The organism is Asticcacaulis sp. AC402 (assembly GCF_000495835.1).
Taxonomy (GTDB): domain Bacteria; phylum Pseudomonadota; class Alphaproteobacteria; order Caulobacterales; family Caulobacteraceae; genus Asticcacaulis.
The window spans coordinates 212,702-239,033 of sequence record NZ_AWGC01000013.1 but is presented as its reverse complement, the minus strand read 5'-3'; the positions used below and the strand labels follow the sequence as shown (position 1 = coordinate 239,033).

General features: G+C 62.4%; 14 protein-coding genes. 1 reads left to right on the top strand and 13 read right to left on the bottom strand.

The annotated features are described in order from the left end of the window. Positions 1 to 68: 68 nt before the first annotated feature. Complete coding sequence (locus ABAC402_RS28640; RefSeq protein ID WP_023449168.1) at positions 69 to 809, bottom strand: GntR family transcriptional regulator; 741 nt, start codon at positions 807 to 809, stop codon at positions 69 to 71. Positions 810 to 1,500: 691 nt separating this feature from the next. On the opposite strand from ABAC402_RS28640, the gene ABAC402_RS28635 reads away from it, so the two are divergent. Then, positions 1,501 to 4,020 carry a family 20 glycosylhydrolase gene (locus ABAC402_RS28635; protein WP_023449167.1) on the top strand — a complete coding sequence of 840 codons (2,520 nt, stop codon included), beginning with the start codon at positions 1,501 to 1,503 and terminating at the stop codon, positions 4,018 to 4,020. A gap of 245 nt (positions 4,021 to 4,265) precedes the next feature. On the opposite strand, the gene purH is transcribed toward ABAC402_RS28635, so the two are convergent. The 12 genes from purH to lnt all read right to left on the bottom strand — a co-directional run bounded on the left by purH (position 4,266) and on the right by lnt (position 26,281). Continuing rightward, the gene (gene purH / locus ABAC402_RS28630) at positions 4,266 to 5,870 is read right to left on the bottom strand and encodes a bifunctional phosphoribosylaminoimidazolecarboxamide formyltransferase/IMP cyclohydrolase (protein ID WP_023449166.1); all 1,605 of its coding nucleotides are present in this window, start codon (positions 5,868 to 5,870) and stop codon (positions 4,266 to 4,268) included. 297 nt (positions 5,871 to 6,167) lie between these two features. Beyond that, the gene (locus ABAC402_RS28625) at positions 6,168 to 6,575 is read right to left on the bottom strand and encodes a glycine zipper 2TM domain-containing protein (RefSeq protein WP_023449165.1); all 408 of its coding nucleotides are present in this window, start codon (positions 6,573 to 6,575) and stop codon (positions 6,168 to 6,170) included. A 134-nt stretch (positions 6,576 to 6,709) separates the two neighbouring features. After that, a complete protein-coding gene (locus ABAC402_RS28620; protein WP_023449164.1) occupies positions 6,710 to 14,422 on the bottom strand; it encodes an autotransporter outer membrane beta-barrel domain-containing protein in 7,713 nt (2,570 codons plus the stop codon). Positions 14,423 to 14,566: 144 nt separating this feature from the next. Beyond that, the gene (gene infB, locus ABAC402_RS0120010; protein ID WP_031235458.1) at positions 14,567 to 17,758 is read right to left on the bottom strand and encodes a translation initiation factor IF-2; all 3,192 of its coding nucleotides are present in this window, start codon (positions 17,756 to 17,758) and stop codon (positions 14,567 to 14,569) included. 131 nt (positions 17,759 to 17,889) lie between these two features. Then, a complete protein-coding gene (locus ABAC402_RS0120005) occupies positions 17,890 to 18,783 on the bottom strand; it encodes an RNA-binding protein (RefSeq protein WP_023449161.1) in 894 nt (297 codons plus the stop codon). Beyond that, positions 18,761 to 20,428 (bottom strand): transcription termination factor NusA, encoded by a 1,668-nt coding sequence (nusA, locus tag ABAC402_RS28615; protein ID WP_023449160.1) that lies wholly within the window; start codon positions 20,426 to 20,428, stop codon positions 18,761 to 18,763. The genes ABAC402_RS0120005 and nusA overlap by 23 nt, the downstream gene beginning before the upstream one ends. A gap of 15 nt (positions 20,429 to 20,443) precedes the next feature. Beyond that, positions 20,444 to 21,061 (bottom strand): ribosome maturation factor RimP, encoded by a 618-nt coding sequence (gene rimP, locus ABAC402_RS28610; RefSeq protein ID WP_031235455.1) that lies wholly within the window; start codon positions 21,059 to 21,061, stop codon positions 20,444 to 20,446. Between the two features lie 124 nt (positions 21,062 to 21,185). Then, on the bottom strand, positions 21,186 to 21,797 hold the full coding sequence (locus ABAC402_RS28605; protein ID WP_031235454.1) for a hypothetical protein: 612 nt from the start codon (positions 21,795 to 21,797) through the stop codon (positions 21,186 to 21,188). Between the two features lie 270 nt (positions 21,798 to 22,067). After that, entirely contained in the window at positions 22,068 to 22,763 is a 696-nt protein-coding gene (gene trmB, locus ABAC402_RS28600; protein WP_023449157.1) for a tRNA (guanosine(46)-N7)-methyltransferase TrmB, read from the bottom strand. Positions 22,764 to 22,772: 9 nt separating this feature from the next. Continuing rightward, positions 22,773 to 23,945 carry a methionine adenosyltransferase gene (gene metK / locus ABAC402_RS28595; protein WP_023449156.1) on the bottom strand — a complete coding sequence of 391 codons (1,173 nt, stop codon included), beginning with the start codon at positions 23,943 to 23,945 and terminating at the stop codon, positions 22,773 to 22,775. 234 nt (positions 23,946 to 24,179) lie between these two features. Next, positions 24,180 to 24,599 carry a helix-turn-helix domain-containing protein gene (locus tag ABAC402_RS28590; protein ID WP_023449155.1) on the bottom strand — a complete coding sequence of 140 codons (420 nt, stop codon included), beginning with the start codon at positions 24,597 to 24,599 and terminating at the stop codon, positions 24,180 to 24,182. A gap of 110 nt (positions 24,600 to 24,709) precedes the next feature. Next, positions 24,710 to 26,281: an apolipoprotein N-acyltransferase gene (lnt, locus tag ABAC402_RS28585; RefSeq protein WP_235079936.1), complete on the bottom strand. Its 1,572-nt coding sequence runs from the start codon at positions 26,279 to 26,281 to the stop codon at positions 24,710 to 24,712. Between the last annotated feature and the right edge of the window lie 51 nt (positions 26,282 to 26,332).

Genomic DNA, 26,332 nt, shown 5'->3' with positions numbered 1-26,332 from the left:
TCCGCCTTCATTGTCTCTGAGACGAGTTTTTAGGTGGTTTTTTGACCCCTGTCCATGCGGCAAAGGCCTTAGTCAGCGCGGTTCAGCTCGGCTACGACATCATAAGCGTCACCCCGGTAAAAGCTCTGAGTAAACTCAGCCGCCCGACCGTCCTGAAGGAAGCCGCGGCGTTCGATAAACAGCCCGGCATCACCTGCCCGAATGCCCAGAATATCAGCTTGTTCGGTGGTAAATGCCACAGCACGCAGGCGTTGCAGGGCCCGGACCGGCCGGTTGCCAGCGGCATCCAGGGCGGCATAGAGTGACTCGCTTACCGCTTCCAGCGAAGGCAGGCAGTAGGCCGGAATGGTGGAATATTCGAGCGCCATGGTCTGGCTGTCGGCATAGCGCAGGCGCTGGAAGCGATAAACCAGGCTTCCTGGTGACAGTCCAAGGGACAGGGACTCCTCAGGCGTGACCGCCCCGCCCGAACGGGCCAACCACTCCGAGTGCGGCACGCGGCCCCGCGAGCGCATGTCTTCGGAAAAAGAGGACAGCTTGGAAAAGCTCTTTTCGACCCGTGCGGCGACAAAGGTGCCGGCACCACGGCGGCGCTTGATCAGGCCTTCGGCAACAAGCCCGTCGACGGCCTTGCGCACTGTCAGGCGCGATACCCCGAACTCCTCGGCAAGATCGCGTTCTGGCGGAATGGCCGCTTCGGGGCTAATAACGCGGCTGACGATGGCGTCGCGCAGTACTTTCTGAAGTTGCATATAAAGCGGAGCCGGATCACCGGTCTGAAGCCGGCCTACAGTTTCCATAAACGACATGTATGCCTCCCCAGGCGGTTTCGAGTCCGGTTCTCTTGCCGACGCCGGCCTGAACCTGTCTGGACGGTCCACAGCTAAACGGGATTTCACGGGTGAACGGGATGACTATGCTCGATTGGTATGCTTGCGTCAACGTCTCTTAAGGCCGTGTTCCGTGGTCTGTAGAGGTCATGGCAAGTTCGCATTTTTTCCTTTTCAAATTTTAACAGTTTCTAATTCCAGTTATTTTTCTGTCTGCCAGCGGTCAGTCGGGCAGGTCGGGGTTAAGGCTTCCCACGCCTATGGCACAGAAGTTATCTAGTATTGGTTCTATCTAGAGGTCTAAACACATCAGCTCCATGCAAGATGACGAAAGAGCTTTGGCGGCCATGCCTGCAGTATCAGGTACAAACTTCCTTCATCTTCATAATCATCCGTTTCCGGCGCCGTCATGCCCCTTGCCAGGGCGCCTGGTTCCAACAGATTGAATTACCTTGGTATGTAATCGGCCTGTCCCGCCGCCAGGAATGGCTGTCTTGCACCAGGCCAGGAAGACAGCGAGCCTTGTAAAACGCGAACTTGCCGCACACGTGTCGCTTGGTCACACCCAAAGACAGGTATTTTATTGGTAATAGCTGGACCCTAACTTTCCTTGACAAGATCGGGCCCATGGGCCAACCTTCGCGTCAAAACCAACCCCAGGGAAGCTCGCATGTCCAAGACCGTCCGCAACACGCTATTCGCCGGCCTGACAGTGTTGGCGACATCGGCGCTCACCTCAACCGCCTGGGCGATCAGCCAGGGCGAGATCGACAGCCTGGCCCGGAACCTTGGCTATCAGTTCACCATCCTGGACAATAAATCGCCCGCAGGTTTCGTCAGCGAAATCCGCCTGACCCTGCCGAAAGCCCTGCCAAAGGGCGCGTGGAGTGTGCATGTCGGCTTTGTCGCTCCGATGAAGACGCTGGACAGCGAGGTGTTCGACCTGACGCACATCAATGGTGACAACTATGTTCTGACACCCAAGGCCGGTGCGATATTGAAACCCGGCGCCACCTACAGCCTGAGACTGACAGGTGACGGGCGCTGGTACAATGGCTTCAAGATAATGCCCAACGCCTATATTACGGCGGATGGTGTTCAGGCCCGCACGATCGAAGCGACCCGGACAGCGGTCGATCCCGCCTCCGGCGAAGAAATCCTGCCGTTCCACACGCCCCTGGCCGATGAAGCCGTGACCGGCAGCGATGATGCAAATGTCTGGATGACGCCGGAGCGGCTGTTTCACCAGACTGCCCAACGCCAGACCAACGTGGCCGCGCCGGAGTTCGTCATCCTGCCGACACCGGCCGCCATCAAACGGCTGGAGGGCGCCCCACTGAATTTGAAAGCGGGATTGAAGTTCGCGATCAACACCAACCTGTCCGACGTCCGCGCAGCGGTGGCCGACCTGGAAGGCGCCGGCTTCCGTCTCAGTGACTCAGGCGTCCCGGTGGCCATCACCATTGACGCCACGGCCAGCAGGCCAGGGTCCTATCGAATGACGGCACAGAACGGCAAGATCGCCATCACTGCCGCCGACGCCTCGGGCGCCGCCTATGCGCTGGAATCGTTGCGCCAGCAGGCCGTCTTCGAAAACGGTCGCCTGAAGCCGCTGGAGATCATTGATGCGCCGCGCTTTGCCTTCCGCGGCCTGCATATCGACGTCGCCCGCAACTTCCAGAGCAAGGCCTATATCCTGGGTCTGATCGAGCGGATGGAAACGTACAAGCTCAACCAGTTGCACCTGCATCTCGGCGACGATGAGGGCTGGCGCCTGGCCATCACTGACCTGCCAGAGTTGACCGATATCGGCGGACACCGCTGCCACGATCCTGAGGAAAACAAATGCCTGTTGCCGCAATTGGGGGGCCTGGCCGAGGGCGGCGGCTATTCCGACGGTTACCTGACGCGCGACGACTATATCGAGATCGTCATGGCGGCCAAGGCACGCCACATCACTGTCATCCCGTCCTTTGACATGCCGGGCCATTCGCGCGCCGCCACCCGGTCGATGGAGGCTCGCGCCCGCCGGCTTATCGCCGAGGGCAAGCCGGAAGAGGCCGCGCGCTACCGCCTGATCGATCCCGAAGACGCCACCGTCTACAACTCGATCCAGCACTATGACGACAACACGCTAAATATCTGCATCCCCTCGACCTACACCTTTATCGAGAAGGTGATCGACTCGATCGCCGAATATCATCAAGCCGCCGGCGCGCCGCTGAAGCTGTACCATATCGGCGCCGACGAAACGGCCGGGGCGTGGAAGGAGTCCAAACCCTGTCAGGCGCTGATGCAGGCGGAAAACCTGACACCCGAGAAGATGACGCCCTACTTTATCCAGAGAGTGTCGGCGATCCTCGACGCCAAGGGCATCGAGCCGGCAGGCTGGAGCGATGGCATGGGCCATGTCGATCCGACAAAAATGCCCAGGGTCGTGCAGTCAAATTCGTGGGGCGGGTTGTTCAGCGGCGGCGTGAAGGAGGCCCACGACCATGCCAACCGCGGCTGGAGCGTCGTCATGTCGACACCGGACGTCATGTATCTCGACATGCCCTATGCCTTCGACCCGAAGGAGCGCGGCTATGACTGGGCCTCGCGCGCGACCGACCTGTACAAGGTCTTCGTCTTCATGCCGGAAAACCTGCCGGCCAATGCCGAGGTGATGAAAACCGTCCCGAACGCCCCCGGGACGATCGCCGACACGACGCCGCTCAACGGCGGCAAGATTGCCGGCATGCAAGGCCAGTTGTGGAGCGAAGGCGTGCGCAGCGCCCAGATCGCCGACTACATGCTGTACCCGCGGGTGATCGCCCTGGCCGAACGCGCCTGGCATACCGGTGTGTGGGAGCCGGCCTATGTCCCGGGCAAGACCTATAGCTGGGGCGGTGGTCAGGTGAATGGCGCAGCTCTGCTCAACGACTGGCAGAGTTTCAATGCGCGCCTGAAGCCACATCTGGCGGCACTGGACAAGGCTGGGGTACGCTACCGCGTGCCAGTGCCCGGTGCGCGCATTACCGGCGGGGTTCTGGAAGCCAATGTGCCCTATGGCGGCTTGACCATCCAGTATCGGACAAAGGGCGGCGCCTGGAAGACTTACAGCACACCCGTTGCTGTGACGGGGCCCGTCGAACTGCGTACAGCGACCGCCGGCGGTGGCCGCTACAGCCGCTCGGTAACGGTTCAATAGACAGCTGACCCAGTGCAGGTGTGACGCTGCCAAAGGGTGGCATTTTCCTACCTGAATTGACAGATTACACAGATTAAAGCGCAATCCGGTAAAGTGTTGCGCACTTTTCAGATAAATTGCGCGACAAAACAAAAAGTTAGAGCGGGATTTTGATTCCACCAAAAATCATCCCGCTCTAGCGGGTTCAGAAATCCAATCTGAGGTCCTGCTTCATTCGATACGACTTCGTGGCAATGCTATAAGGATCAGTGCCGGAAAACCCGCACGCCGGTAAAGACCATGGCGAGGCCGGTCTGGTCGGCGGCTTCAATGACTGCCTTGTCGTTCATTGAGCCACCCGGCTGGATCACCGCTGTTGCACCCGCCGCCGCCGCCTCCAGCAAACCGTCCGGGAACGGGAAAAAGGCCTCGGACGCACAGGCCGAGCCCTTAGCCAAAGAGTCAGCAAGGCCAAGACCTTCCGCTGCTTCCTTGGCCCGCAAGGCAGCGATACGCGCCGAATCGCGGCGGTTCATCTGACCGGCGCCGATACCGGCGGTGCGGCCATCCCTGGCATAGACGATTGCGTTCGACTTGACGTGTTTGGCGACTGTAAAGGCGAACAGCATATCCTGAATCTCGGTCGGGGTCGGCTGACGCTTCGTGACCACCTTAAGGTCGGCCGGGATGATCCTGGCAGTGTCGCGCGACTGGACCAACATGCCGCCGGCCACCGAACGGAAAACCTGACCGCCCGCCAACGGATTCGGCAGCGAACCGGTCACCAGCAGGCGCAGGTTCTTCTTGGCGGCAAAGACCTCGATGACGTCGTCATCGACTTCGGGGGCGACAACGACTTCGGTAAAGGTTTCGACGATCCTCTCGGCAGTCGCGCGGTCCAGCCGGCGGTTCAGCGCCACGATGCCACCGAAAGCCGATACCGGATCGCATTCCAGTGCCCGGCGATAGGCTGTCGTCAGGTCGTCGCCAACCGCGACACCACACGGATTGGCGTGTTTGACGATGACGCAGGCCGGGGCATCAAACTCTGCCACCAGTTCGATGGCCGCGTCGGTGTCGGCGACATTGTTGTAGCTCAGTTCCTTGCCTTGCAGTTGCCTAGCTGTGGCGACACCCGGACGGTCCTCGCCTGTCTTGTAGAAGGCGGCCGACTGGTGTGGGTTTTCGCCATAGCGCATGGTCTGAAGGCGGGCGCAGCCAATCGTCTTGCGTTCGGCAAAGTCGTCGCCCAGTTGGGCCGCGAACCACGATGACACGGCTGAATCATAGGCAGCCGTGCGGGAGAACGCTTTTGCAGCAAGGGATTTACGCAGAGCCAGGTCGGTGCAGCCGCGTTCGGCAATGGCCGCCAGGACCGAATCCATGCCGGCCTTGTCGACGCAAATCGAGACGTAAGGGTGGTTCTTGGCCGAAGAGCGGATCATCGCTGGGCCGCCAATGTCGATGTTTTCGATCGCCGCCTCGAATGTGCCGCCCGCGGCCACGGTGGCTTCGAAGGGATAAAGGTCGATCCACACAATGTCGATCGGCAGGATATCGTGCTCATCCAGGGCCCGGGCGTGGTCCGGCGCGTCGCGGTAAGCCAGCAGACCGCCATGAACCTTCGGGTGCAGGGTCTTGACCCTGCCGTCCATCATCTCGGGGAAGCTGGTGATGTCCGATACATCCTTGACGACCAACCCAGCAGCCTGGATGGCAGCGCGCGTGCCCCCCGTCGATATCAGCTCGATTCCGGCCTGGCTCAGTGCCGTCGCCGTTTCGATCAGGCCCGTCTTGTCGGACAGGGAGATCAGGGCGCGTTTGGGGGCAACCAAATCAGGGGCAGGTGGAAAATCGGGCGCTACGGGCATAGTGTATCCAGAGGGTGGCCTTGAGTCGCGCGCGGTGTACACGAGGTGTCCCGTTTTGCCTATAGCCAAGGGCCCGATCTTGTTAATTCACGCCACGCGGGGAAGTTATGCCCGAACAAGTTGTCAAACTCACCCGAACGTCGTTATTTTTGTCAACTGTTGACAGAACTGGCGCCGGTTCGCAAAATCAAAAATACTCCAAAACTCAAGATTGATTATATACCATTAACCATAGACATACCCACCGGCAGGGAAGTCTTACCGGTGGGCGCCCCTGGTTAACCAAACGCTTTAATCTTAACGGTATCCGTAGGCGTACCCGCGGTCATACCGGCGATCATCGTAGCGATGGTAGCGGTCGACGCGTCGGTTGCCGTAGGTTTCGCGGGCCTGGGCTTCGATCTTCTTACAGTTGGCCTTACCCTTGTCCTCGCCCAGGCTCTTGCCCAGCACACCCCCGATGACGGCGCCGCCGACAGCGCCAAGACCCCGTTCGTTCTTGCTGACCTGCGAGCCCAGCAGGCCGCCGGCAATGGCGCCGATGATCATGCCTTTTTGCGAGCTTTCCTTCTTTTCGACCTGGCAAACATAGGATTGACGGGCCGAAGCTGCGGTGGGGACGGCGGCAGCGCCCAGAATCAGGCCGGACGAGATGAGCGCGGCCCCAAAGGCCTTAAACGTTCTGGTTTTGATCAAGGTCTTCATAACTTGGTCTCCTTTCAATGAACCGGCCGGGGTTATGTGAATTCCGTGCCGTTGATGAAGACCGTTATAAACCCCTCAACCTGAACGCCCGTTGAGCCGCACATTCATATTCGTTCAGTGTGCGCTTTTTTTTATCAGAACGGTTTGACCAGCTTGATCGCGACGCCGTCCGAGCGGAAGTCCTTGTTTTCATAGTGTTCGTAGCTCACCCGGCCGCGCAGGCCATAGGGGTCGTCGGACTCGACAGAAACGCCGGCATTCACGCTGACGGCGGATTTTCCAGTCGACTGATACGTGTCGAAACCGTCGCCGCCCGCCGGAGCCCCCGCCAGATGCCCGGTTACCACCAGGTCGCCGTTGTCGCTGTAACGCGTCTGGCCCACCCGGACATAGGGATGGATGCGAACCCGGCCCAACGACAGGTCGGCGCCGGCCTCGACCGAGACCGTATAACGGTCGCGATCCTGCGAGCTTTCGCTCACGGCAATCCCTGTCACACCGGTTTCCCGCGAGGCCTCGGTATGGATACGGGTCCGCGCTGCTTCCAGCGCCGGGCGCAGATACAGGCTGCCGGCACGGAAGGTGTGGCTGGCGCGCACGGCCAGTTGATCATAACGCGCCGACGGTTCGCCGCGCACCACGCCGCCAAAGGTCGCGCGCTCGGTCTCCAGATTGGCAAAGCCGGTCTGGGCCGACATCGCCAGGTCAAGCCCAAGGGCCTGGGTCTTGGCGGTCACGCCAATATGGTACTGATCGCCTTCACCGCGCGCTAAGGCCCCGCTTTCGGTGCGGATGTTTTCCGCCCCAACAGCCATACCGATGCGCAGGCGGTTGCCCAACGGCGCTTCAAAGCCGAGTTGCACGCCAGAAGCCCGGCTGTCGAAGCCCGGACCATCGGCGCCGTCGTGCAGCAACGCTTCGCGGCCATGGGCGCGGGCCCAGACGCAGGTTTCATCGGCAGAACGGCGGCCGCCGAGCGCGCAACTCATCATGCCGTCCTGGAAGCTGTCCGCCCCCTGGACTAGGCCATGAAGATTGGCGACGAGCGGCGTCGGACTGAGAGCGTCATAGATGCCGGCGACCTGACCGGCGTCGGTCTGGGCCAGCAAGGTGCCGACCAGCGGATCAAGGGCATCGGACCCGCCCGCCGTCTGAATGGCATTGATCGAATGGCCCACAGAGGTGCGATTGCGGCTGGCGAAGGTGCCCAGACGGGCAAAATCCAGGTCATAGCCGACCTTCAGATCGTTTGCCGTCGCGGTCAGGCCGTAGCTGACCAGGGCTGCGTTCGGCGCGCTGAGGTCAGCGGTCGAGGTCAAGCCGCCATCGGCATGGACGACCGTGATCTCATGCCGGCCGGGCGTCAGGGCCGACGGATCGGAATGGACAACGACATGGCCGTCGACCTTGGCCGTGCCGGAGATGTCGAGACGGTCGCCGTCGCTGCCCGCCATATCGACATGATAACGCCCGGACGCCGTCTGGACGAAATCACCATCGATAGCGGTGTGCTGCACGTGACCGACGTCGCCGGGCGCCAGCAGGCCCTGGCTGGTCAAGGTGCCGGATCCGGCTCCGCCCAGACGCAGGAAGTCGCCCGAGACCACGGCCGCGGCAACACCGGAATTGATCGCATTCCTCCCCGTACCCAGGTCGGCATTGCCCTCCATACCTTCGCTCAGGTTGAAGGTGTCGTTGCCGACCGTGCTGCGCAGGGCCATGCCGGAATCGGCGTTGGTCCACCCGTTCAGGTTCAGGGTGTTGTCCTGGCCACCATCGACCAGAATGCCGGCGCCGAATGCGCTACCACCGTGCAGGTCGCCATTGATGGTGGCGGTGATGTCACCGCGGTCATGGACCGTATCGCTCTGGAAGAAGGCGCCCAGGGCATTGAGCCCGCCGGCATAGACATTACCGTTCTGCACCACGGTGACGGTCCCGGAATCGCCGGACCCGCCCAGAGAACCGGCAAAGGCCAGGCCGGCGGCGCTGCCGTACAGGCCCCCGCCTCCACCGATGCTTTCGGCAAAGATGCCGACCGCGCCGGCGCCCAGGGTGGTGATGTTGCCGGTATTGCTCACGGTGACATTGCCACCGTCACCGCCGTCGCCGCTCACAGGATTGAGCGCCAGGCCGCCATAGTCGCGGTAATCGCCGACACCCGGCACATTGGCCAGGCCGGTAATCCCCAGCGAAGTATCGCCGGCAACCCCGCCGCCACCGCCGACCGACTGGGCAAAGATCCCCATGGCGCCAAACCCGGTGGTCATTATGTCACCGGCATTGGTCACGGAGACGTCACCGCCGTCGCCGCCGCTGCCGCCCGGTCCTGAAGCGACGGTGTGCCCCAGCTTGCCGATCGTGCCTTCGCCGCCGGTACCGCCGCCGCCGCCCACCGACTGGGCGAAGATGGCGTGCGACAGGGTACCCGAGGTGCCGATCGTACCGGTATTGCTCACGATCACCGCGCCACCGTCGCCGCCGGCACCGCCAAAGCCACCGATACCGATGCCGTACTCCGGCTTTTTGAACGATTTTATCAGCGACAGAAGGCCCGCGCCCCCACCCGTGACCTGGCCGAAGCTGTTGACCACGGTTTCGCGTAAGGAATCATCGGAACTGAAAGAATCGTCACTGAAGCTGGTCGCACCGCCCGTGCCGCCGCCGCCGCCCACCGACTGAGCGAAGATGCCGCGAGCGATGGCCCCCTGGGTCAGGATACTGCCCGAATTGGTCACGGTCACGACACCGCCGTCCCCCGACGACGCCCCCTGACCACCGATCGAGATACGGCCCGGCGAACCCGCGCCGCCATTACCGCCACCGCCGCCAATGCTGTGGGCGAAGATGGCGTGCGATCCGTCGCCCAGGGTCTGGACGGTGCCGGAATTGGTCACCGTGACCGCGCCGCCGTCACCTATGGAACCACCCAGGCCACCGATGGCGATGCTGAAGGTGTCGCCCTTGCCTCCGTCGGTCAACTGGACGGCCGTCTTGAGGACACTTTGAACTTCACCCCCGCTGCCGGTGATGTTGCCGCCGTTACCGCCGCCGCCGCCCACCGACTCGGCATAAATGCCGAACGCCTGGGCGCCTTCGGTGGTGATGGTGCCGGAATTGGTCGCCTTGACCTCACCCCCATCGCCCGCCGAACCCGCCTGGCCGCCGATCGATACGGTCAGGCCATGCAGCGAGTCGGCATCGGTGCCCTTGAAATAGCCCAGCGCCGTGGCCATGCCCTTGGCATTGCCGCCATTGCCGCCCCCGCCGCCGATCGACTGCATAAAGATGCCGCCTGAGCCGGCGCCATAGGCGTGGATGGTCGCTTCGTTGGTCACCGTCACCGCGCCGCCGTCACCAGAGGTGCCGCCATTGCCGCCAACCGATACCGCCATGGCGCCGTTTCTGGAGGCACCGATGGCCCCGGCGACGGCCGCGCTGAGGCCGGCATGGCCGCCGCCGCCGCCGATGGACTGGACATAGATGACCGGCGCATTTTCGCCGCGGGTCACGGCGCTGCCGCTGTTGAGGACCGTGACCGCACCGCCATGCTCGCCCGAGCCGCCAAAGCCACCAAGGGACAGCGAGACATTGTAGGTGTTGGTGCCAAAGCCGTTGGCCGACGACACGCCGCCCTGCCACTCAAGGAACTGACCGAGGCTGACCCCGGCCATGCCGCCGCGGCCACCGCCGCCGCCGATGGATTGCGCCAGGATGGCGGCGCCGTCTTCGCCGATGGTTTCGATCAGGCCGGTATTGGTGACCTCGACGTCGCCGCCCAGGCCGCCGGTACCGCCCTTGCCGCCAACATTCAGCGTCGTGTTGATGCTGTTGCTGGACGACAGGGTCATGGCGCCCGATGCACCGCCCGCGCCCCCGCCCCCACCCACCGATTGGGCGAAAATGCCAAGGCTGCGCGCGCCTTCGGTACCGATGGAGCCGGTATTCAGCACATTGACATAGCCGCTTTGACCACCAATGCCACCGAACCCGCCCATGGAGAGGGCGGTGTTGAGCGCGTGGGCGCCTGATACGACGCCGGAATAGCTGAATCCGCCGCGGCCGCCACCGCCGCCGATCGACTGGGCCACCACACCCTCGGAGTCCTCACCGCGCGTGAGGATTTGGCCGTAGTTGTTGAGGTAGGCGTCGCTCGACGCGCCGCCGGTGTCGCCATTGCCGCCCAGCGACAAGGCGAGCTGGTTCGGCACGCCGCTCGCCGCCAAGGTTCCCGCCGCCGCAAAGCCACCATTGCCGCCACCGCCGCCAATGCTTTGTGACACAACACCGGCCGCCCGGTCGCCTTCGGTCAGAATGGTGCCATTGGCCGTGGCATAGACCGCACCAGCGGTCCCGCCTTCGCCGCCTCGGCCGCCGACACTGACTGCCACAGAGACCAGTTGCGATGTCGCGGCGCTGGAGGCGAAGCCGCCATTACCGCCGCCCCCGCCGACACTTTGCGCCAGAATGCCTATGCTCTGGTCGCCGGTCGTGTGAATCGATCCCTTCTGTTCCGCCACGACAATCGCCGCAGAGCCGCCCTCACCGCCCTCACCGCCCATCGACAGGGCGGCCGTCCCCGAACCGTGGCTGGCGGAAACCGCAGCGGTAAAGCCGCCCGAGCCGCCGCCACCGCCGACGCTTTGGGCCAGGATCCCAAAGGCGTTGAAGCCTTCGGTCACCGCATGGCCGTCATAGTTCAAATTCACCGCCCCGGCCGAGCCACCGTCGCCGCCACTGCCGCCCATGGACAGCGCCGCCGAACCCGCCTCCAGCGAACCGGCGCCGGAAGCCGCAAAGCCACCGCTGCCGCCACCGCCGCCGATGCTTTGTGCCGTCAAGGCGTGTGACAGGTCCCCGGCCGTGGCATAGTCGCCGGAGATATCGGCGCGGACATTGCCGCCCGTTCCGCCGCCCGCGCCCGAGCCACCCAGGGAGACAGCCGCCGAAGCCACAGCCCCTGTTGCGGCCGAGACACTGACCCCGCCGGCGCCGCCACCGCCCCCGATGCTCTGGACTTGGAGACCGCCGGCATTATGACCTTGCGTGGTGACATTGCCCGAGCTGGTCACGGTCACCGTGCTGCCGTTGCCGCCGGTACCACCTTCGCGGCCCATGGCGACCGAGACACCACCGCCCAGACCCTGAAGGGCGCCCGATATGGCCATGCCGCCGGACCCGCCGCCACCGCCAACGCTTTGGGCATAAAGCCCCAGAGCGCCGTCGCCTTCAGTATGGATGGCGCCGGAATTTTTCACCTCAACGGCGCCGGCATCCAGTCCGCCGCCACCGGAACCGCCCAGCGCCACACTGGCCCCGGCCGATCCCAAGGTAATTTCACCGGCCACCGCCATGCCGCCGGACCCACCGCCACCTCCGACGCTCTGGGCAAACAGGCCGTGGGCTTCGCCGCCCACGGTATGGAGCGCGGCGTCATTCTCGATCGCCACAAAGCCGCCCAGGCCGCCTTCGTCGCCGGAACCGCCCAGGGTCACGGCCGCCGCGTTGAAACCACCACCGGCAAAGGTAGCGCTGACCCCGCCATTGCCGCCGCCACCGCCCAGCGACTGGGCGCTGAGAGCGTGGGCCTGATAGCCGCCGGTCGAGATCGTCCCGTGGCTGAAGACATCGACGCGACCGGCATCACCGCCACCGCCGCCCGTTCCGCCCAAACTGACCCCCAAGGCACCAACGGTCAGGCCGGCCGCCGCGGTCGCCGAAGCCCCGCCGTCACCACCACCGCCGCCGATCGATTGCGCCATGACTCCATAGGCGCGGTCACCGGAGGTCGTGATATCGGCCCAGGTATAGACACCCAGGGCCTTGCCATCGCCGCCGCCGCCGCCGGTACCACCGACCGCGGCGGCCACGGCACCGTCCGCCGAAGCCGCCAGCGACAGGGCATAGCCGCCGGTCCCGCCCCCACCGCCGACCGACTGGGCCAGGATGCCCGTCGCGTCGTCGCCGGAGGTGGTAATGCTGCCATTGTAGCGCGTCAGGACAACACCACCGTCGCCGCCCTCGCCGCCGGTGCCGCCCACGGCCGCACTGGCGCTGCCGGCGAGGCCCAGGGTGCCGCTGATCGCATAGCCACCATGACCGCCGCCGCCGCCGATCGACTGCGCGTAAATACCAAAGGCGCGATCGCCCTTGGTAACGATATGGCCTTCCGGCGAATTCTCATGGGTCAGGGCGTTGACGAAGACCCCGGCGCCGTCACCGCCCTTGGCCGCCGAACCGCCGACGGCAAAACCGGCCCACAGCGACCCACTGATCGTGCCGCCGCCCGAGCCGCCGCCGCCGCCCACCGACTGGGCCCAGATGCCGGCGGAATCTTCGCCTTCGGTCAGAAGGGTACCGCTGATGTCGACATTGACCTCGCCGCCGGCGCCACCACCGGCGCCACGTCCGCCGATCACGGCTACCCCGGTTCCCAGCCCGCCATCGCCGCCACCGCCGCCGATCGACTGCGCCTTCATGGCCGTGGAGTCGGCACCATGGGTGATAATCTGTTCGGTGCTGCGGACGAACACAACGCTGCCGATACCGCCGGCGCCGCCATAGCCGCCCGCGGCCCCCAGGCCACCGGCATCGCCGCCATGGCCGCCGCCGCCGCCGATGGATTGCGCCAGGATGCCTTCCGAATGGTCGCCGTGAGTCTCGATCGCGCCACCGTTCTGAACCGTGACATAATTGGCATTGCCCGCTGTGCGTCCGTCCCCGCCCTCGATGGCGATACCGTAGGCCGTGCCGCCGCCGCCGCCGAAGCCACCGATCGACTGAGCCAGTACGCCGCTGGAATACTGCCCTTCGGTTTCGATGCGACCATAGTTGGTAACACGGACGATGCCGGCATCCGCACCACGGCCGCCTTCGCCGCCGGTACTCACAAACCCCACACTGTCGCCGCCGCCGCCGCCATAACCGCCACGGCTCTGGGCCACGATGCCGACGGAAAAGGTCTCGCCGGAAGTTTGGATGGTGCCGTGGTTGACGATGTCGACAAAACCGCCCAGGCCACCCTGGCCGCCCTCACCGCCATTGCCCCCGATACTGACAATATCGCCGCCGCCGGTGCCACCATCACCGCCCTGACTGACCGCCCCGATACCGATGCCCTGGGACGTAATGACGCCGTTATTGGTGACCAGGACCTTGCCGCCTGTACCGCCGCGCCCACCGTCACCCGACGAGGCTCCGAGGTACCCATCGCCGCCCTTGCCGCCCAGTCCGCCGGTAGACACCACTTCGATGCCGATCGCATCAATCACGGTGATTTCACCGTTGAAGGTGATGGTGATGTCATTGCCCGTATCGGCGTCATTGCCATCCTTGGCACTGATACCAAGGGCTCCGTCCCGGCCCGATGAAGCATCTGACGCCGTATCCCGCTTGAGCAGACCGTCTTCGCCGGCCGGTGGTGTCAATATGGCATCGCAGACGATCACCGCGCCCGATGTGTCGCAGACCAGGTCCGCCGCTGCCGTCGGCATGGCGACGGTCCCGATCAAACCAGCGGCCAGGGCCGGACGCAGTAGGTTCGCCAGACTGTCCGGCGCCTTGCCGCCCGCCGCCAAAAGCCGTTGCCGGCGCTGTGGGCTGAGGTGGACAATCTGCTCTTCAAGCAGCCTTTCCAGCCAGGAAAGCGCCTGATCGACGTCATTCAGAGATCCGCGACCGGCGATGTCGCGGCGCAGGCCCCCAACGGCTTCCAGCATGCGCAGGGCGGCACGATCATCGCGACGTTTCGCCGAACCCTGCAGGTTGGCGATTTCCGTCTTCAGGCAAAGCGCTGTGATGTCTCCGGCCAGACGCGCCAGGACATCTTTGGAATTCGAGTGACGCAAAACAGCCCCCTGGTTGATGCGTTTGGCACAATTTCAGGGACAATTTGCGACTCCACCAGCTATTTCGCGAAACGGGCGAGTAGCCATAAAACGAAATCGGACCGGCTTTGCAGCCGGGCCGATAACGACAAATGAGATCGAAGCTTACAGCGTGCGACGGATCTCTTCGACGGTGAAGCACTCGATAAAGTCGCCGGCCTTGATGTCCTGGAACGCGCCAAACGACATACCGCATTCCTGGCTGACCACGACTTCGTTGACCTCGTCCTTGAAGCGCTTAAGCGTGGTGAGCACGCCCATGTCCTGGATGACGACGTTGTCGCGCAGGATGCGGACGCGGGCGCCCTTCTGGACCTTACCTTCGGTGACGCGACAACCGGCGACGCGGCCGACCTTGGAGATGTCGAACGCCTCCAGCACTTCCGCGTTGCCGAGGAAGGTCTCGCGCTGGACCGGTGCCAACATCCCGGACAGGACGCCCTTGATGTCGTCCAGCAGGTCGTAGATGATCGCGTAGTAGCGGATTTCGACACCTTCGCGTTCGGCCAAGTCGCGCGCCTGCTTGCCGGCGCGGACGTTGAAGCCGATGATCGGCGCGTTGGAACCCTTGGCCAGTTGCACGTCGGATTCAGTGATCGCACCGGCACCAGAGTGGATGATGCGCGCGCGCACCTCTTCGTTACCGATTTTTTCCAGTGAGCCCACAATAGCTTCAGTCGAACCCTGGACGTCGGCCTTGATGATGAGTTGAAGCTCCTTGACCTTCTTGTCGGCCAGCTTGCTCATCATGTCACTCAGTGAAACGGCACCCACCGGCGCGATCTGCTTGTCACGGCGGACGCGTTGACGGTACTCGGTGATTTCACGAGCGCGTGCGTCGTTTTCGACCACGGCGATAGCTTCGCCTGGATCGGGCGTGCCGTCGAGTCCGAGAATTTCGACTGGCATGGAGGGACCGGCTTCCGCCAGCTGCTCGTCGCGCTCATTTATGAGGGCGCGGACGCGCCCGAAGTTGGAGCCTGCCACGACGATATCGCCGCGCTTCAAGGTACCGCGCTTGACCAGTACTGTAGCGACAGGACCGCGACCCTTGTCGAGCTTGGATTCGATCACCACACCCTCGGCCGTACGGTCGGGGTTGGCGCGCAGATCCAGAACTTCCGCCTGCAGCAGGATGGCTTCGATCAGGTTATCCAGACCCAGGCGGGTCTTGGCCGAAACCTCGATGATCTGGGTCTCGCCACCCAGACTTTCGGCGACGATTTCATGTTGCAGCAATTCATTGACAATGTTCTGCGGCTTGGCGCCTGGCTTATCCATCTTGTTGACAGCAACGATGATCGGCGTCTTGGCAGCCCGAGCGTGGTTGATGGCTTCGATGGTCTGGGGCATGACTCCGTCATCAGCCGCCACGACCAGCACGACGATATCGGTTACATTGGCGCCGCGGGCACGCATGGCCGAGAAGGCCGCGTGGCCCGGAGTGTCCAGGAAGGTGACGCGTTCGCCATCGGGTAGGCGGACCTGGTAGGCGCCGATATGCTGGGTGATGCCACCAGCTTCACCCGCGGCCACGTCACTGGAACGCAGGGCGTCCAGCAGCGAGGTCTTGCCGTGGTCGACGTGACCCATGACGGCTACGACTGGCGGGCGCGGCTGGGTATCGTCGCTATGGTCGGCGGCGTCGATGAAGCCTTCCAGGACGTCGGATTCCGACACGCGCCTGACAGTGTGACCAAACTCTTCGGCAACCAGTTCAGCCGTGTCGGTGTCGATGACGTCGTTGATCTTCAACATCATGCCCTGCTTCATCAGCATCTTGATGATGTCGACGGCACGGACGGCCATACGGTTCGACAGCTCCTGGACGGTGATGACGTCCGGAATGATGACGTCACGGGAGACGCGAGCCTGTTCGACCTGGTGCCCCTTGCGCTTTTCGCGTTCCCGCTCACGGGCGCGGCGAACCGAAGCCAGCGAACGCATACGTTCGACGGCATTCTCGTCGTCACCGACCACGGCCTGCAGGGTCAGGCGGCCTTCACGGCGCTTGGGCTCGCCCCGGGTCTGGGACACGGCCTTGGTCGGCGTGCCGGTTTTGCCGCGCTTGACACCACGGTCGTCGTCCTCGCTGCGACCGCGGACTTCGCCAGCTTTGACCGGACCGGCTGTACCACGCGACGAGCGGATACGGTCGACTTCAGGGGTCGCCGGAGCATTGGGCGCAGCGCCTGTGCCCGGGCGGGGCGGGCGGGGCGAATTGGCGCTGTAGCGCACAGTCTCACCACGATCCGGACGCGGGGCGTTCGGGTCGCGGGGCGGGCGCGGCGGCGCATTAGGGTCGCGCGGGGTAAAGGGCCGGTTCGGGTCTCGCGGCGGACGGTCACCTTGAGGGCGGTCGCCTCGGGGGGCGTCGCGGTTAAACGGAGGTCTGTCACCTTGGGGCCGGTCACGGTTAAACGGAGGGCGATCACCCTGGGGACGGTCACCCTGAGGGCGGTCTCGGTTAAATGGAGGCCGATCGCCCTGGGGTCTGTCACCTTGGGGCCGGTCACGGTTAAACGGAGGGCGATCACCCTGGGGACGGTCACCCTGAGGGCGGTCACGGTTAAACGGAGGCCGATCGCCCTGGGGTCTGTCACCTTGAGGCCTGTCACCCGAAGCGCGATCACCTTGGGGACGATCGCTGCGAAAACCGTCTCTGGGGACGTCATTGCGCGGCGTGCGTTCATTGCGGAACGCCGGCCGTTCGGGCTGCGCCGGCCGTTGCGGCGCTGCGGGGGCTCGCGCCTCCGGAAGGGGCTGGGGGGCCGGAGTCTGGATTTGAGGCTGCGGCGCAGGTTCCGGAGCACGGGCTTCCGTCGGGGGCTGCGGCTGTGCCGGGCGAACTTCGGGCTGCGGTTGCGGCGCCGGCGCTGCGACGGCGCGCTCAGACGCAGCGCGGGCCTCAGCCGCTCGGGCTTCAGAATCTCGGCGCTGCTGCTCCTGCAGGGCGACAGCAATGGCCCGCTGACGGGCGTCTTGTTCTTCCTGACGCAACCCGCCGGACGCGCCGCCCTGCTGCGCACGCGATTGCTGCTGCGGGCGCTGAGGCTGCGGGTTTGGACGTGCCAGGTTGGTATCAGCGCTGGGGCGCGGCTGATGCTGGCCGACACCGCTTGGCGGCGGCGTGCCAATCCGGCGCTTGGTTTCCACTACAACCGTTTTGGAGCGGCCATGGCTGAAACTTTGTTTGACCGTACCGGTCGAAACATTGCCGGCTACACGCGGCTTCAGAGAAAGCGGCGCGCGCTCACGGTTCTGGTCGTTGGTCTTGTCGTCTTTGGGGTCGCTCATGCGGCTTGCTTTACTTAACCCTTGGGGGCTGCGCAACCTCGCGCGACCCGTGTTATGAAAAATAGTCTCTGTTCCTCGACGATTCCGCCCGTGCGGGGCCGTAAAAGGCGGCGCTTATGCGCTTCATAGCGTCAAGGCGACGTATCTCCTGATTGCCCTACCGCTTCGCTGCTTGAGGGCTTTTGTTGCCCTACCGCTTCGCTGCTTGAGGGCTTGTGTTGCCCTACCGCTTCGCTGCTTGAGGGCTTTTGTTGCCCTACCGCTTCGCTGCTTGAGGGCTTTTGCTGCCCTACCGCCGAAGGTCGGCCCCGTTCACGGGTTGAGGGCTCTGAAAACCTGCCTCGCCCCCAGTCGGGGGGTGTCAGCGGTTCAAAACCAGACAGCCGGGCCATTTCGGCGGCCCAGCGCTGCACCCGACGGCCACCTAAAAGGGCAGCGTGGATGGCGTTTTCCTGGCCCATGGCGACGCTCAGTTCGTCATTGCTGAACAGGCCGGCGACCGGAATGTTGACGGCCCTGGCCGCCGCCAAAAGCTTGTTGCGCCCGTCCTCGGCGCCGTCGCTGGCTTCGATCAGCCAGGCGGCCTTGCCGGATTTGACCGAAGTCAGCACCTTCTCAAAGCCGTTGATTACACCACCTTCGCGGCGCGCCAGACCCAACAGATCGAGACACCGGCGGCGCAGGAGGTCGTGCACCAGAGGGATGAGATCAGGGGTGGCCTTGACCTGCCGCTTGGCTGCCTTGGAGAATATGTTACGTTTTATCGCATTTTCAAGGGCGGCACGTTCTGATGCCACCCAAAGGCCGCGACCGGGCAGTTTTTGCGCCAAGTCCGGCGTCAGGGCGCCTTCCGGTGAGACGACGAAGCGTATCAAGCGCGCGGTATCGTTGCTCTGCCCCGACGCAATGTCACGGCGAAGCTTTCCCGGCGTCTCCTCGCACAGGATCGCAACCTCCGGCTCGTCACCGGAGGCGCTGTCAGTATGGTTTAGCTCAACCGGCTCATTGTTCGAGGCTGGCGACATCAGCGCCCTCCTCTTCTTCCGTCTGTTCGACGTAGTCCTCACCCAGACCGTCCTCGGCCAGGTCTTCGCCCTGTTCCTCAACGGGTGCATCGATCCAGCCGGCCGTCACGCGAGCGTTCAGGATCAGGGATTCGGCATCGGGAATCGACAGGGTGAAGCTTTCGAGAGCTCCTGGCACACGGACACGCTCGCCACCGCGCTGTTCGAAGCCACCACGCAGTTCGTCGGTGGCCAGGTCGGCCAGATCCTCAACTGTTTTGATACCGGCCTGGCCCAGGGCCACGGCCATCTGCAGCGTCAAGCCCTGCACATCCAACAGGGCGTCTTCGACACCCAGTTCCTTGCGCTTGGCGTCCTGTTCAGCGGTTTCGCGCTCGAGGAAGTCACGGGCGCGGGCCTGCAGTTCCTGAGCCGTGTCTTCGTCGAAGCCTTCGATGGAGGCAATTTCGGTCTCATCGACATAAGCCAGATCTTCCACGGACGTAAATCCTTCCGTGACCAGCAGCTGGGCGATGACCTCATCGACGTCGAGGGCTTCCTGGAACAGGGTGGTGCGCTCGGCGAATTCCTTCTGGCGGCGCTCGGAATCCTGAGATTCGGTGATGATGTCGACCTGCCAGCCGGTCAGCTGCGAGCCAAGGCGGACGTTCTGGCCGCGGCGGCCAATGGCCAGCGACAGCTGTTCGTCGGGAACGACCACTTCGACGCGATCTTCTTCCTCATCCAGCACCACCTTGGTGACTTCGGCCGGGGCGAGGGCATTGACAATGAAGGTGGCTTCGTCGGGCGACCACTGAATGATGTCGATTTTTTCGCCCTGGAGTTCGGCGACCACCGCCTGGACGCGCGAACCGCGCATACCGACGCAGGCGCCGACCGGATCGATCGAGCTGTCATTGGACAGAACAGCCATCTTGGCGCGCGAACCCGGGTCGCGGGCGACCGACTTAATTTCGATCACGCCGTCGTAGATTTCCGGTACCTCCTGGGCGAACAGCTTGGCCATGAAGCCACCATGAGCGCGCGACAGCATGATCTGCGGGCCCTTGGTTTCGCGGCGGACGTCGTAGATGTAGGCGCGGATGCGGTCATTGACCTGGAAAGCTTCGCGCGGGATCGACTGGTCGCGGCGCATGATGCCTTCACCACGACCGAGATCGACAATGACATTGCCGTATTCGACGCGGCGGACAGTGCCGTTGACGATTTCGCCGACGCGGTCCTTGAACTCGTCATACTGGCGCTCGCGCTCGGCTTCACGGACCTTGTGGGTCACGACCTGGCGAGCCATCTGAGTCTGAACACGGCCCAGCTCGAACGGCGGCAGGACCTCTATGTATTCCTTGCCGACAAAGGCCTCCTTGTCTTCGCGCAGGGCGTCGGACAGGGTCTTCTGGGCGTATTCGTTTTCCAGTTCCTCATCGCCGCACACGGTGACGTGGCGCGTGATGGTCATTTCGCCCGACTTGGTGTCGATGTGGACACGGATGTCATGGTCGGCGCCGTAGCGTGAACGGGCGGCCTTCTGGATCGCCTCTTCAATCGAAGCGATGACCACGGTCTTATCGATCGACTTTTCGCGCGCAACGGCGTCGGCGATTTGCAGCAGTTCCTGACGGTTGGCGCTGATCCCGGTGAAGCTCATCTGAGGTCCTCTGTCTTACTTGTCGTCGTTGGCGGGTTCGTCGTCTTCGAGGTCTTCAGCATCCTCGAAGTCGTCATCAAAGTCTTCGTCTTCCTCATCGTCCTCGTCCGAGCGGTTGGCCCGCATCTCGGCGCCGCGCTTCAACAGCTCATCGGTCAGGACCAGCTTGGCGTCGATCACCCACGCGAAAGGCATCAAAACAGTTTCGGCCTCACCTTCCAGGTCGATAGCGATATGGTCGTCCTCGATGCCCGCCAAAACACCGCGGAAACGCTTGCGGCCCTCGGCCAGGCGATCGAGTTCGATGCGGGCTTCGTAGCCTTCGAAGGTTTCGAAGTCCTTCAGGCGGGTCAGCGGCCGGTCTATTCCGGGCGAGGACACTTCCAGTACGTAGTCGCCAGAAATGGGATCGGCTTCATCCAGGAATGCCGACAGGGCGCGCGACAGGCGCGCGCACTGGTTGACATTTATATCACCGTCAGACTGGCGCTCGGCCATAATCTGAAGCCGGCGGGCACCGCCGGGCTTGTTGGAGCCCATCAGGCGCACGCGCACGATGTCCAGCCCCAGGTCATTGGCGATGGGGTCGAAAATTTCGATCAGCTTGCGGTCTTCGCTGGTCTTGGCGCGCATCAGGACTTTTGTTTCGAGCAATAAAAAAGGCGGCGGACCTTGGTGGCCGCCGCCGCTGCCTTTCGGCATCGGACGTTTGTTGAGCGCTATATAGGGTGAATGGGTCGGCTTGCCAAGTGGAATCTCAACCGCCGCGGAACAGCCGGCCATACTCGGCTGGGATTTCGACAAGATAGAGCTGGCCCGAATAGACCTGCAGCAGAATCCAGGTGACATAGACGCCCACGGCCGAAACCGCCAGCAAACACAGCCAGGCCGCGGGCTTGTTTGTTTTCTTGAAGATGTCGTAGGCGATACAACCGAAATGGACGAACAGCGAGAAGACCCCGGCGCCATAGTAGCCGAGGAGAGCGGGCTTCCAATCGGGCGACATCAGACCGGCGGCAACGAAATGGAAATTGGTGTCGAGGTGCAGGACATGCCTCCCGAACAGGACCGCACCGATATGGGTGACGATGAAAAGGGTCATAACCAGGCCCGAAACGGCCTGAAGCTGATGGATGATATCCTTCTTCTTTGTCCAGATTTCCCAGATCAGCGGCAGCCCGCTCAGAATCTGAATGGCGAAAGCCGCCAGCACCGCATATTCCACCAGTGGCACATAATAGAGCGTCCGCACGGCCGCCAGGAACTGCTCATGGGCGGTGATTCCGAACAGGCCGGCGAAATGGTTGGCGAAATGCAGGCATAGAAAGGCGAAGACAAACGCCGCCGACAGCTTGTGAATGCGTTCCATGCCCATCTCCCGAAACCAGGCATTAACTTTGGCGCAAAGTCGGATGAATGGCTACAGCCCTGATCACGGGGACGTGAAGGTATGGCTTTTGGGTTGGACCGGACCCGCCACGTAGCGGCGTCGTTTGGAAAGTGGGTCTACAGAATTCGCAGATCAATTCAGATTAAGATCGGAGCCTCGGACCAATGCGCCGTGCGATCTCCGGAGCCACCAGAATAAAGCGCTGAAAAATCTGTGTAATCTGTAGACACACTTTCACTTTACGGCCCGCTACACGACGGGTTCGGATCGAACGAAATCGAAAAACACTGGCTTACAATCGCCCAGCCCTTTCGTTTCATACCGCGTAGTGATGTGATCCGCCGGCGGGACTGTCCAGTCCGTTGGGCGTTGCGCCTGCCACTCCAGGTCCGGATTGGCCTCAAACCGCTCCAACGCCCAGTCGGCATAGTTGGCCCAGTCGGTGGCGAAACGAACTGTGCCCCCCGGCTTCAGCACCCGCGCAAACGATGCCACCGTTTCGGGCTGGATAAAGCGACGCTTGTTGTGACGGGCTTTGGGCCAGGGATCAGCAAACAGGATAAAGATCCGGCTCAACGACGCGCTCGGCAGCTTGTCCAATAAAGGCCGGGCATCATCCGCCAAAATCAGGACATTGCTCAGACCAGCATCAGCGATATGGCGCAGGGCCGAGCCGACCCCGTTCAGAAACGGCTCGCAGCCAATGAAAGTAACGTCGGGATTGCGGGCGGCCTGTAGCGCCAGATGTTCACCGCCGCCGAAGCCGATTTCCAGCCAGACATCGCAGCCTGACTCGACGGCCGACAAGACGCGAGCGTCCGTCCCTTCGATTTGCGGCAACAGCGTATCGAACAGACTGGCCTGACGGGGTTTAAGGGTGCGCGCCTTGATGCGCCCGAACGAACGCATCGGGCCCCAACCGCCGGCTTTTTCTTTTGATGTCATCGGCGCGCTTTAGAAGGCGCGCTTGATCTCGTCAACCAGATCGAGCTTTTCCCATGAGAAGCCTCCCTCGGCATCCGGCGTCCGACCGAAATGGCCATAGGCCGTGGTGCGCTCATAGATCGGCTTGTTCAGGCCCAGGTGCGTGCGGATCGCGCGCGGCGCCAGGCCACCGATCAGCTGGGGCAGGATGTCTTCCAGCTTCTCTTCCGACACCTGGCCCGTACCGTGGGTGTCGACATAGAAGCTCAAGGGACTCGACACGCCGATGGCATAAGCTACTTGAAGGGTGCACTTCTTTGCCAGTCCGGCAGCCACCACATTCTTGGCAAGATAACGCAAGGCGTAGGCCGCCGAACGGTCGACCTTAGTCGGATCCTTGCCAGAAAACGCGCCGCCGCCGTGAGGCGCCGCGCCGCCGTAGGTGTCGACGATGATCTTGCGGCCGGTCAGACCGGCATCGCCGTCCGGCCCACCGATGACAAAATTTCCGGTCGGATTAACCAGCCAGTCGGTCTGATCCGTCACCATGCCCGCCGGCAGGACTTCCAGGGCAAACGGCTTGATGATGGCTTCGACATCCTGAGGCGACAGGCCTTCGTGATGCTGATGCGATACCAGGACCTTCAGAATGCGCGACGGGACGCCGTTTTCGTAAAGCACCGTCACCTGGCTCTTGGCGTCGGGCTCCAGGCGGTGCTCGCCGGCATGGCGGGCCTCGGCCAGGCGGCGCAGGATGTTGTGCGACCATTGCAGCGGCGCCGGAGTTAGTTCGGCGGTCTCATCCGTGGCATAGCCAAACATGATGCCCTGATCGCCGGCGCCTTCATCCTTATTGCCGGTGGCATCGACGCCCATGGCAATATCGGCCGATTGCGCATGCAGGTGACAGGCATAGTCGGCGGTCGCCCAGTGGAAACCTTTCTGGGCATAGCCGATGGTTTTGACCGCATGACGGACCTTGTCTTCCAGACTATTGATGATCTCCTGGATCTCTTCATCTCCGGCGCGGCATTCCCCCGCCAGGACGATCCGGTTAGTCGTCACCAGGGTTTCACACGCCACACGAGCTTCAGGATCGCGCGCCAGGAAAGCATCGACCACGACGTCTGAAATGCGGTCGGCAACCTTGTCGGGATGGCCTTCAGATACGCTTTCAGAGGTGAAGATATAGGAGGGGCGCATGTTACAGGTCTCGCGTTAGCGCAATCCGAAAAAGTGTGCAGCACTTTGCGGAAAAATTGCGCGACAAAACAAAAAACCTAGACCGGGGTTTTGAGTCCATCAAAACACATCCCGCCTAGAAGTATCCTATACACATATAAACATATCTTTATATGATCAAGCGAGATCGCATTGGCACGCAAAAAAACCCTGTTCCGGAGAACAGGGCTTTCCAATCCATTGCAAAGCCGACGTTCAGGCGTCTTCGTTTTCGCCCAGAACACGCACCAGCTCGAGCACCTTGCGGCGCAGTTTGGCACTGCGAATTCGCGGAAAAGCCTCGGCCAGTTCGATGCCCTCAGTCGTCATCAGGAAGCCGTGGACGAATTGCTCGGACTCGGATTCTGAAAAGCCCTCTACGGCTTCAGATTCGCCGTAACCTTCAAAGAAATAGGCCACCGGCGCTTTGAGCGCGCGCGCGATCTCATACAGTTTCGAAGCACTGATGCGATTGGAGCCACGTTCGTACTTTTGTACCTGCTGGAACGTCAAATCAATGACTTCCGCCAAACCTTCCTGGCTCATACCGAGAAATTTACGGCGCATACGCACACGCGCGCCAACGTGCAAATCGACCGGGTTGGGCCCGCGGTCCGTCTTGGTTATCTCGTCCAACTTTGCCTCTATTATCTCATCATACCCACGTGGGGTAGAACTGGTTATACGCAATACCGGCCAACACCGACTATTTCATGGCTGCCGTTTATCAACAATCGCCGCGAAACCTATCGGAGGTTGTCCGGGGTCCTAAGAACCACCCTCGAAAGTAATCCGACTGTCACAAAAAACAAGAAAATACAAGCGACCAGGGAGGGTATCCAAAAGCGACTCGCGCTGTAGGGAGTCGCGGGGAGGGGATTTGGAACAACTATATCACGGATGCCACGGTCTTGTGAACCCAGTCTTGTTTGCGGCATCATCCTACCCAAGGGGTCGATCAGGCCCGACACCCCCGTCGGTGTCGAGCGAACCATGGGCAGGCCCTCCTCGATCGAGCGGAAACTGGCTAAATTCATATGTTGTTGAGGACCAGTGGTCGGTCCGAACCAGGCATCGTTGCTGATGTTAACGATCCACTTTGGTCGCAATCTGACGTCTGCCGATGTGTACGCGCTCATGTCCAAAGACGGGAAAATTCCTTCGAAACAAATGAGCGGCAGAAATCGCGGGATGCTGCCATAGGTTACCGGATGCGTTCGCTTTCCGGGGGTAAATCCATCACCTATATGTACCAATTCGGTAAGGCCAATGCTTTCCAAGGCGTCCTCGAAGGGGAGAAATTCGCCAAAGGGCACCAGTTTATATTTGTTGTAGTAGCCCTGAATTTCGAACACTTTTTCGTGTTGTTGAACGGCAATAAGCGAATTGCGCCAGATGTTACCCAACTTCGGATCGTAATCGGATCGATAGGCGCCGAAAATAAGTGCCTGTTTATCACGCAAAAGATTCACCATGACCGGGGCGGTCCAGGAATCATCGGCAAACAAATCATCCGACGATACCGGCAAGGCGCCTTCCGGCCAGATGATCAGATCCGGCCACGGCTTACCCGGTGCCGGCGCCTGTCGGCTCATGGCGACATAGTCGTTGAAGATAGCCTTGAACCCATTGCGCGACCACTTAGCGGCCTGACCGACATTGGGCTGAACCACACGCACAACATAGTCGGAATAGGTGATGGTTGTCGTGTTCAGACGGTATTGGCCGACGGCAAACAGCCCGCACAGGGTCAAGACCATGGCCAGTACGGCGGTATAGCCCTGCAGCCCCCGGCCCTCCTCGGCGCGGTAACGGCGTATGACGCCTACGCTGGCAAAGATCAGCACGGTGAAAAAGCCCAGGCCGTACACGCCAACATAGGCCGCTATCTGCGACATGGCCGAGCCGGCGCGCCAGGTCGCTCCCGATGGATTCCATGGAAAGCCGGTGAAAATCATGCCGCGCACCATCTCCAGCAAGGAAAACAGGGCAGCAAACCACAGGAAGCGGATTTGGCCCTTTGGTGCGAAGCGGCGATAGACGACGGCAAACAGCCCCCAGAAGAGGGCCATGCCGGCGGGGAGCAGGGCTGCTGCCGGAATTGCCATCCAGCCATAGGTTTCCGCGTCCACCAGAAAGGCCTCCGCCACCCAAAAGCAGCCGACGAAGAAATAGGCGAACCCAGCCAGCCAACCCATAAAGAAGGCAGTGCGATTGGGATTTTTCGTACCCAGATCGCGTTCCAACGCCCACAACAACAGCGCGTAGCCGAGCAGGCCGGGCAAAATCCCGAAGGGTGGCTGAGCGATGGCCAGCAATGCACCGGACAGGGCGGCCAGCCAGCGCGGCCGTGCAGGCAGGTCGAGCCA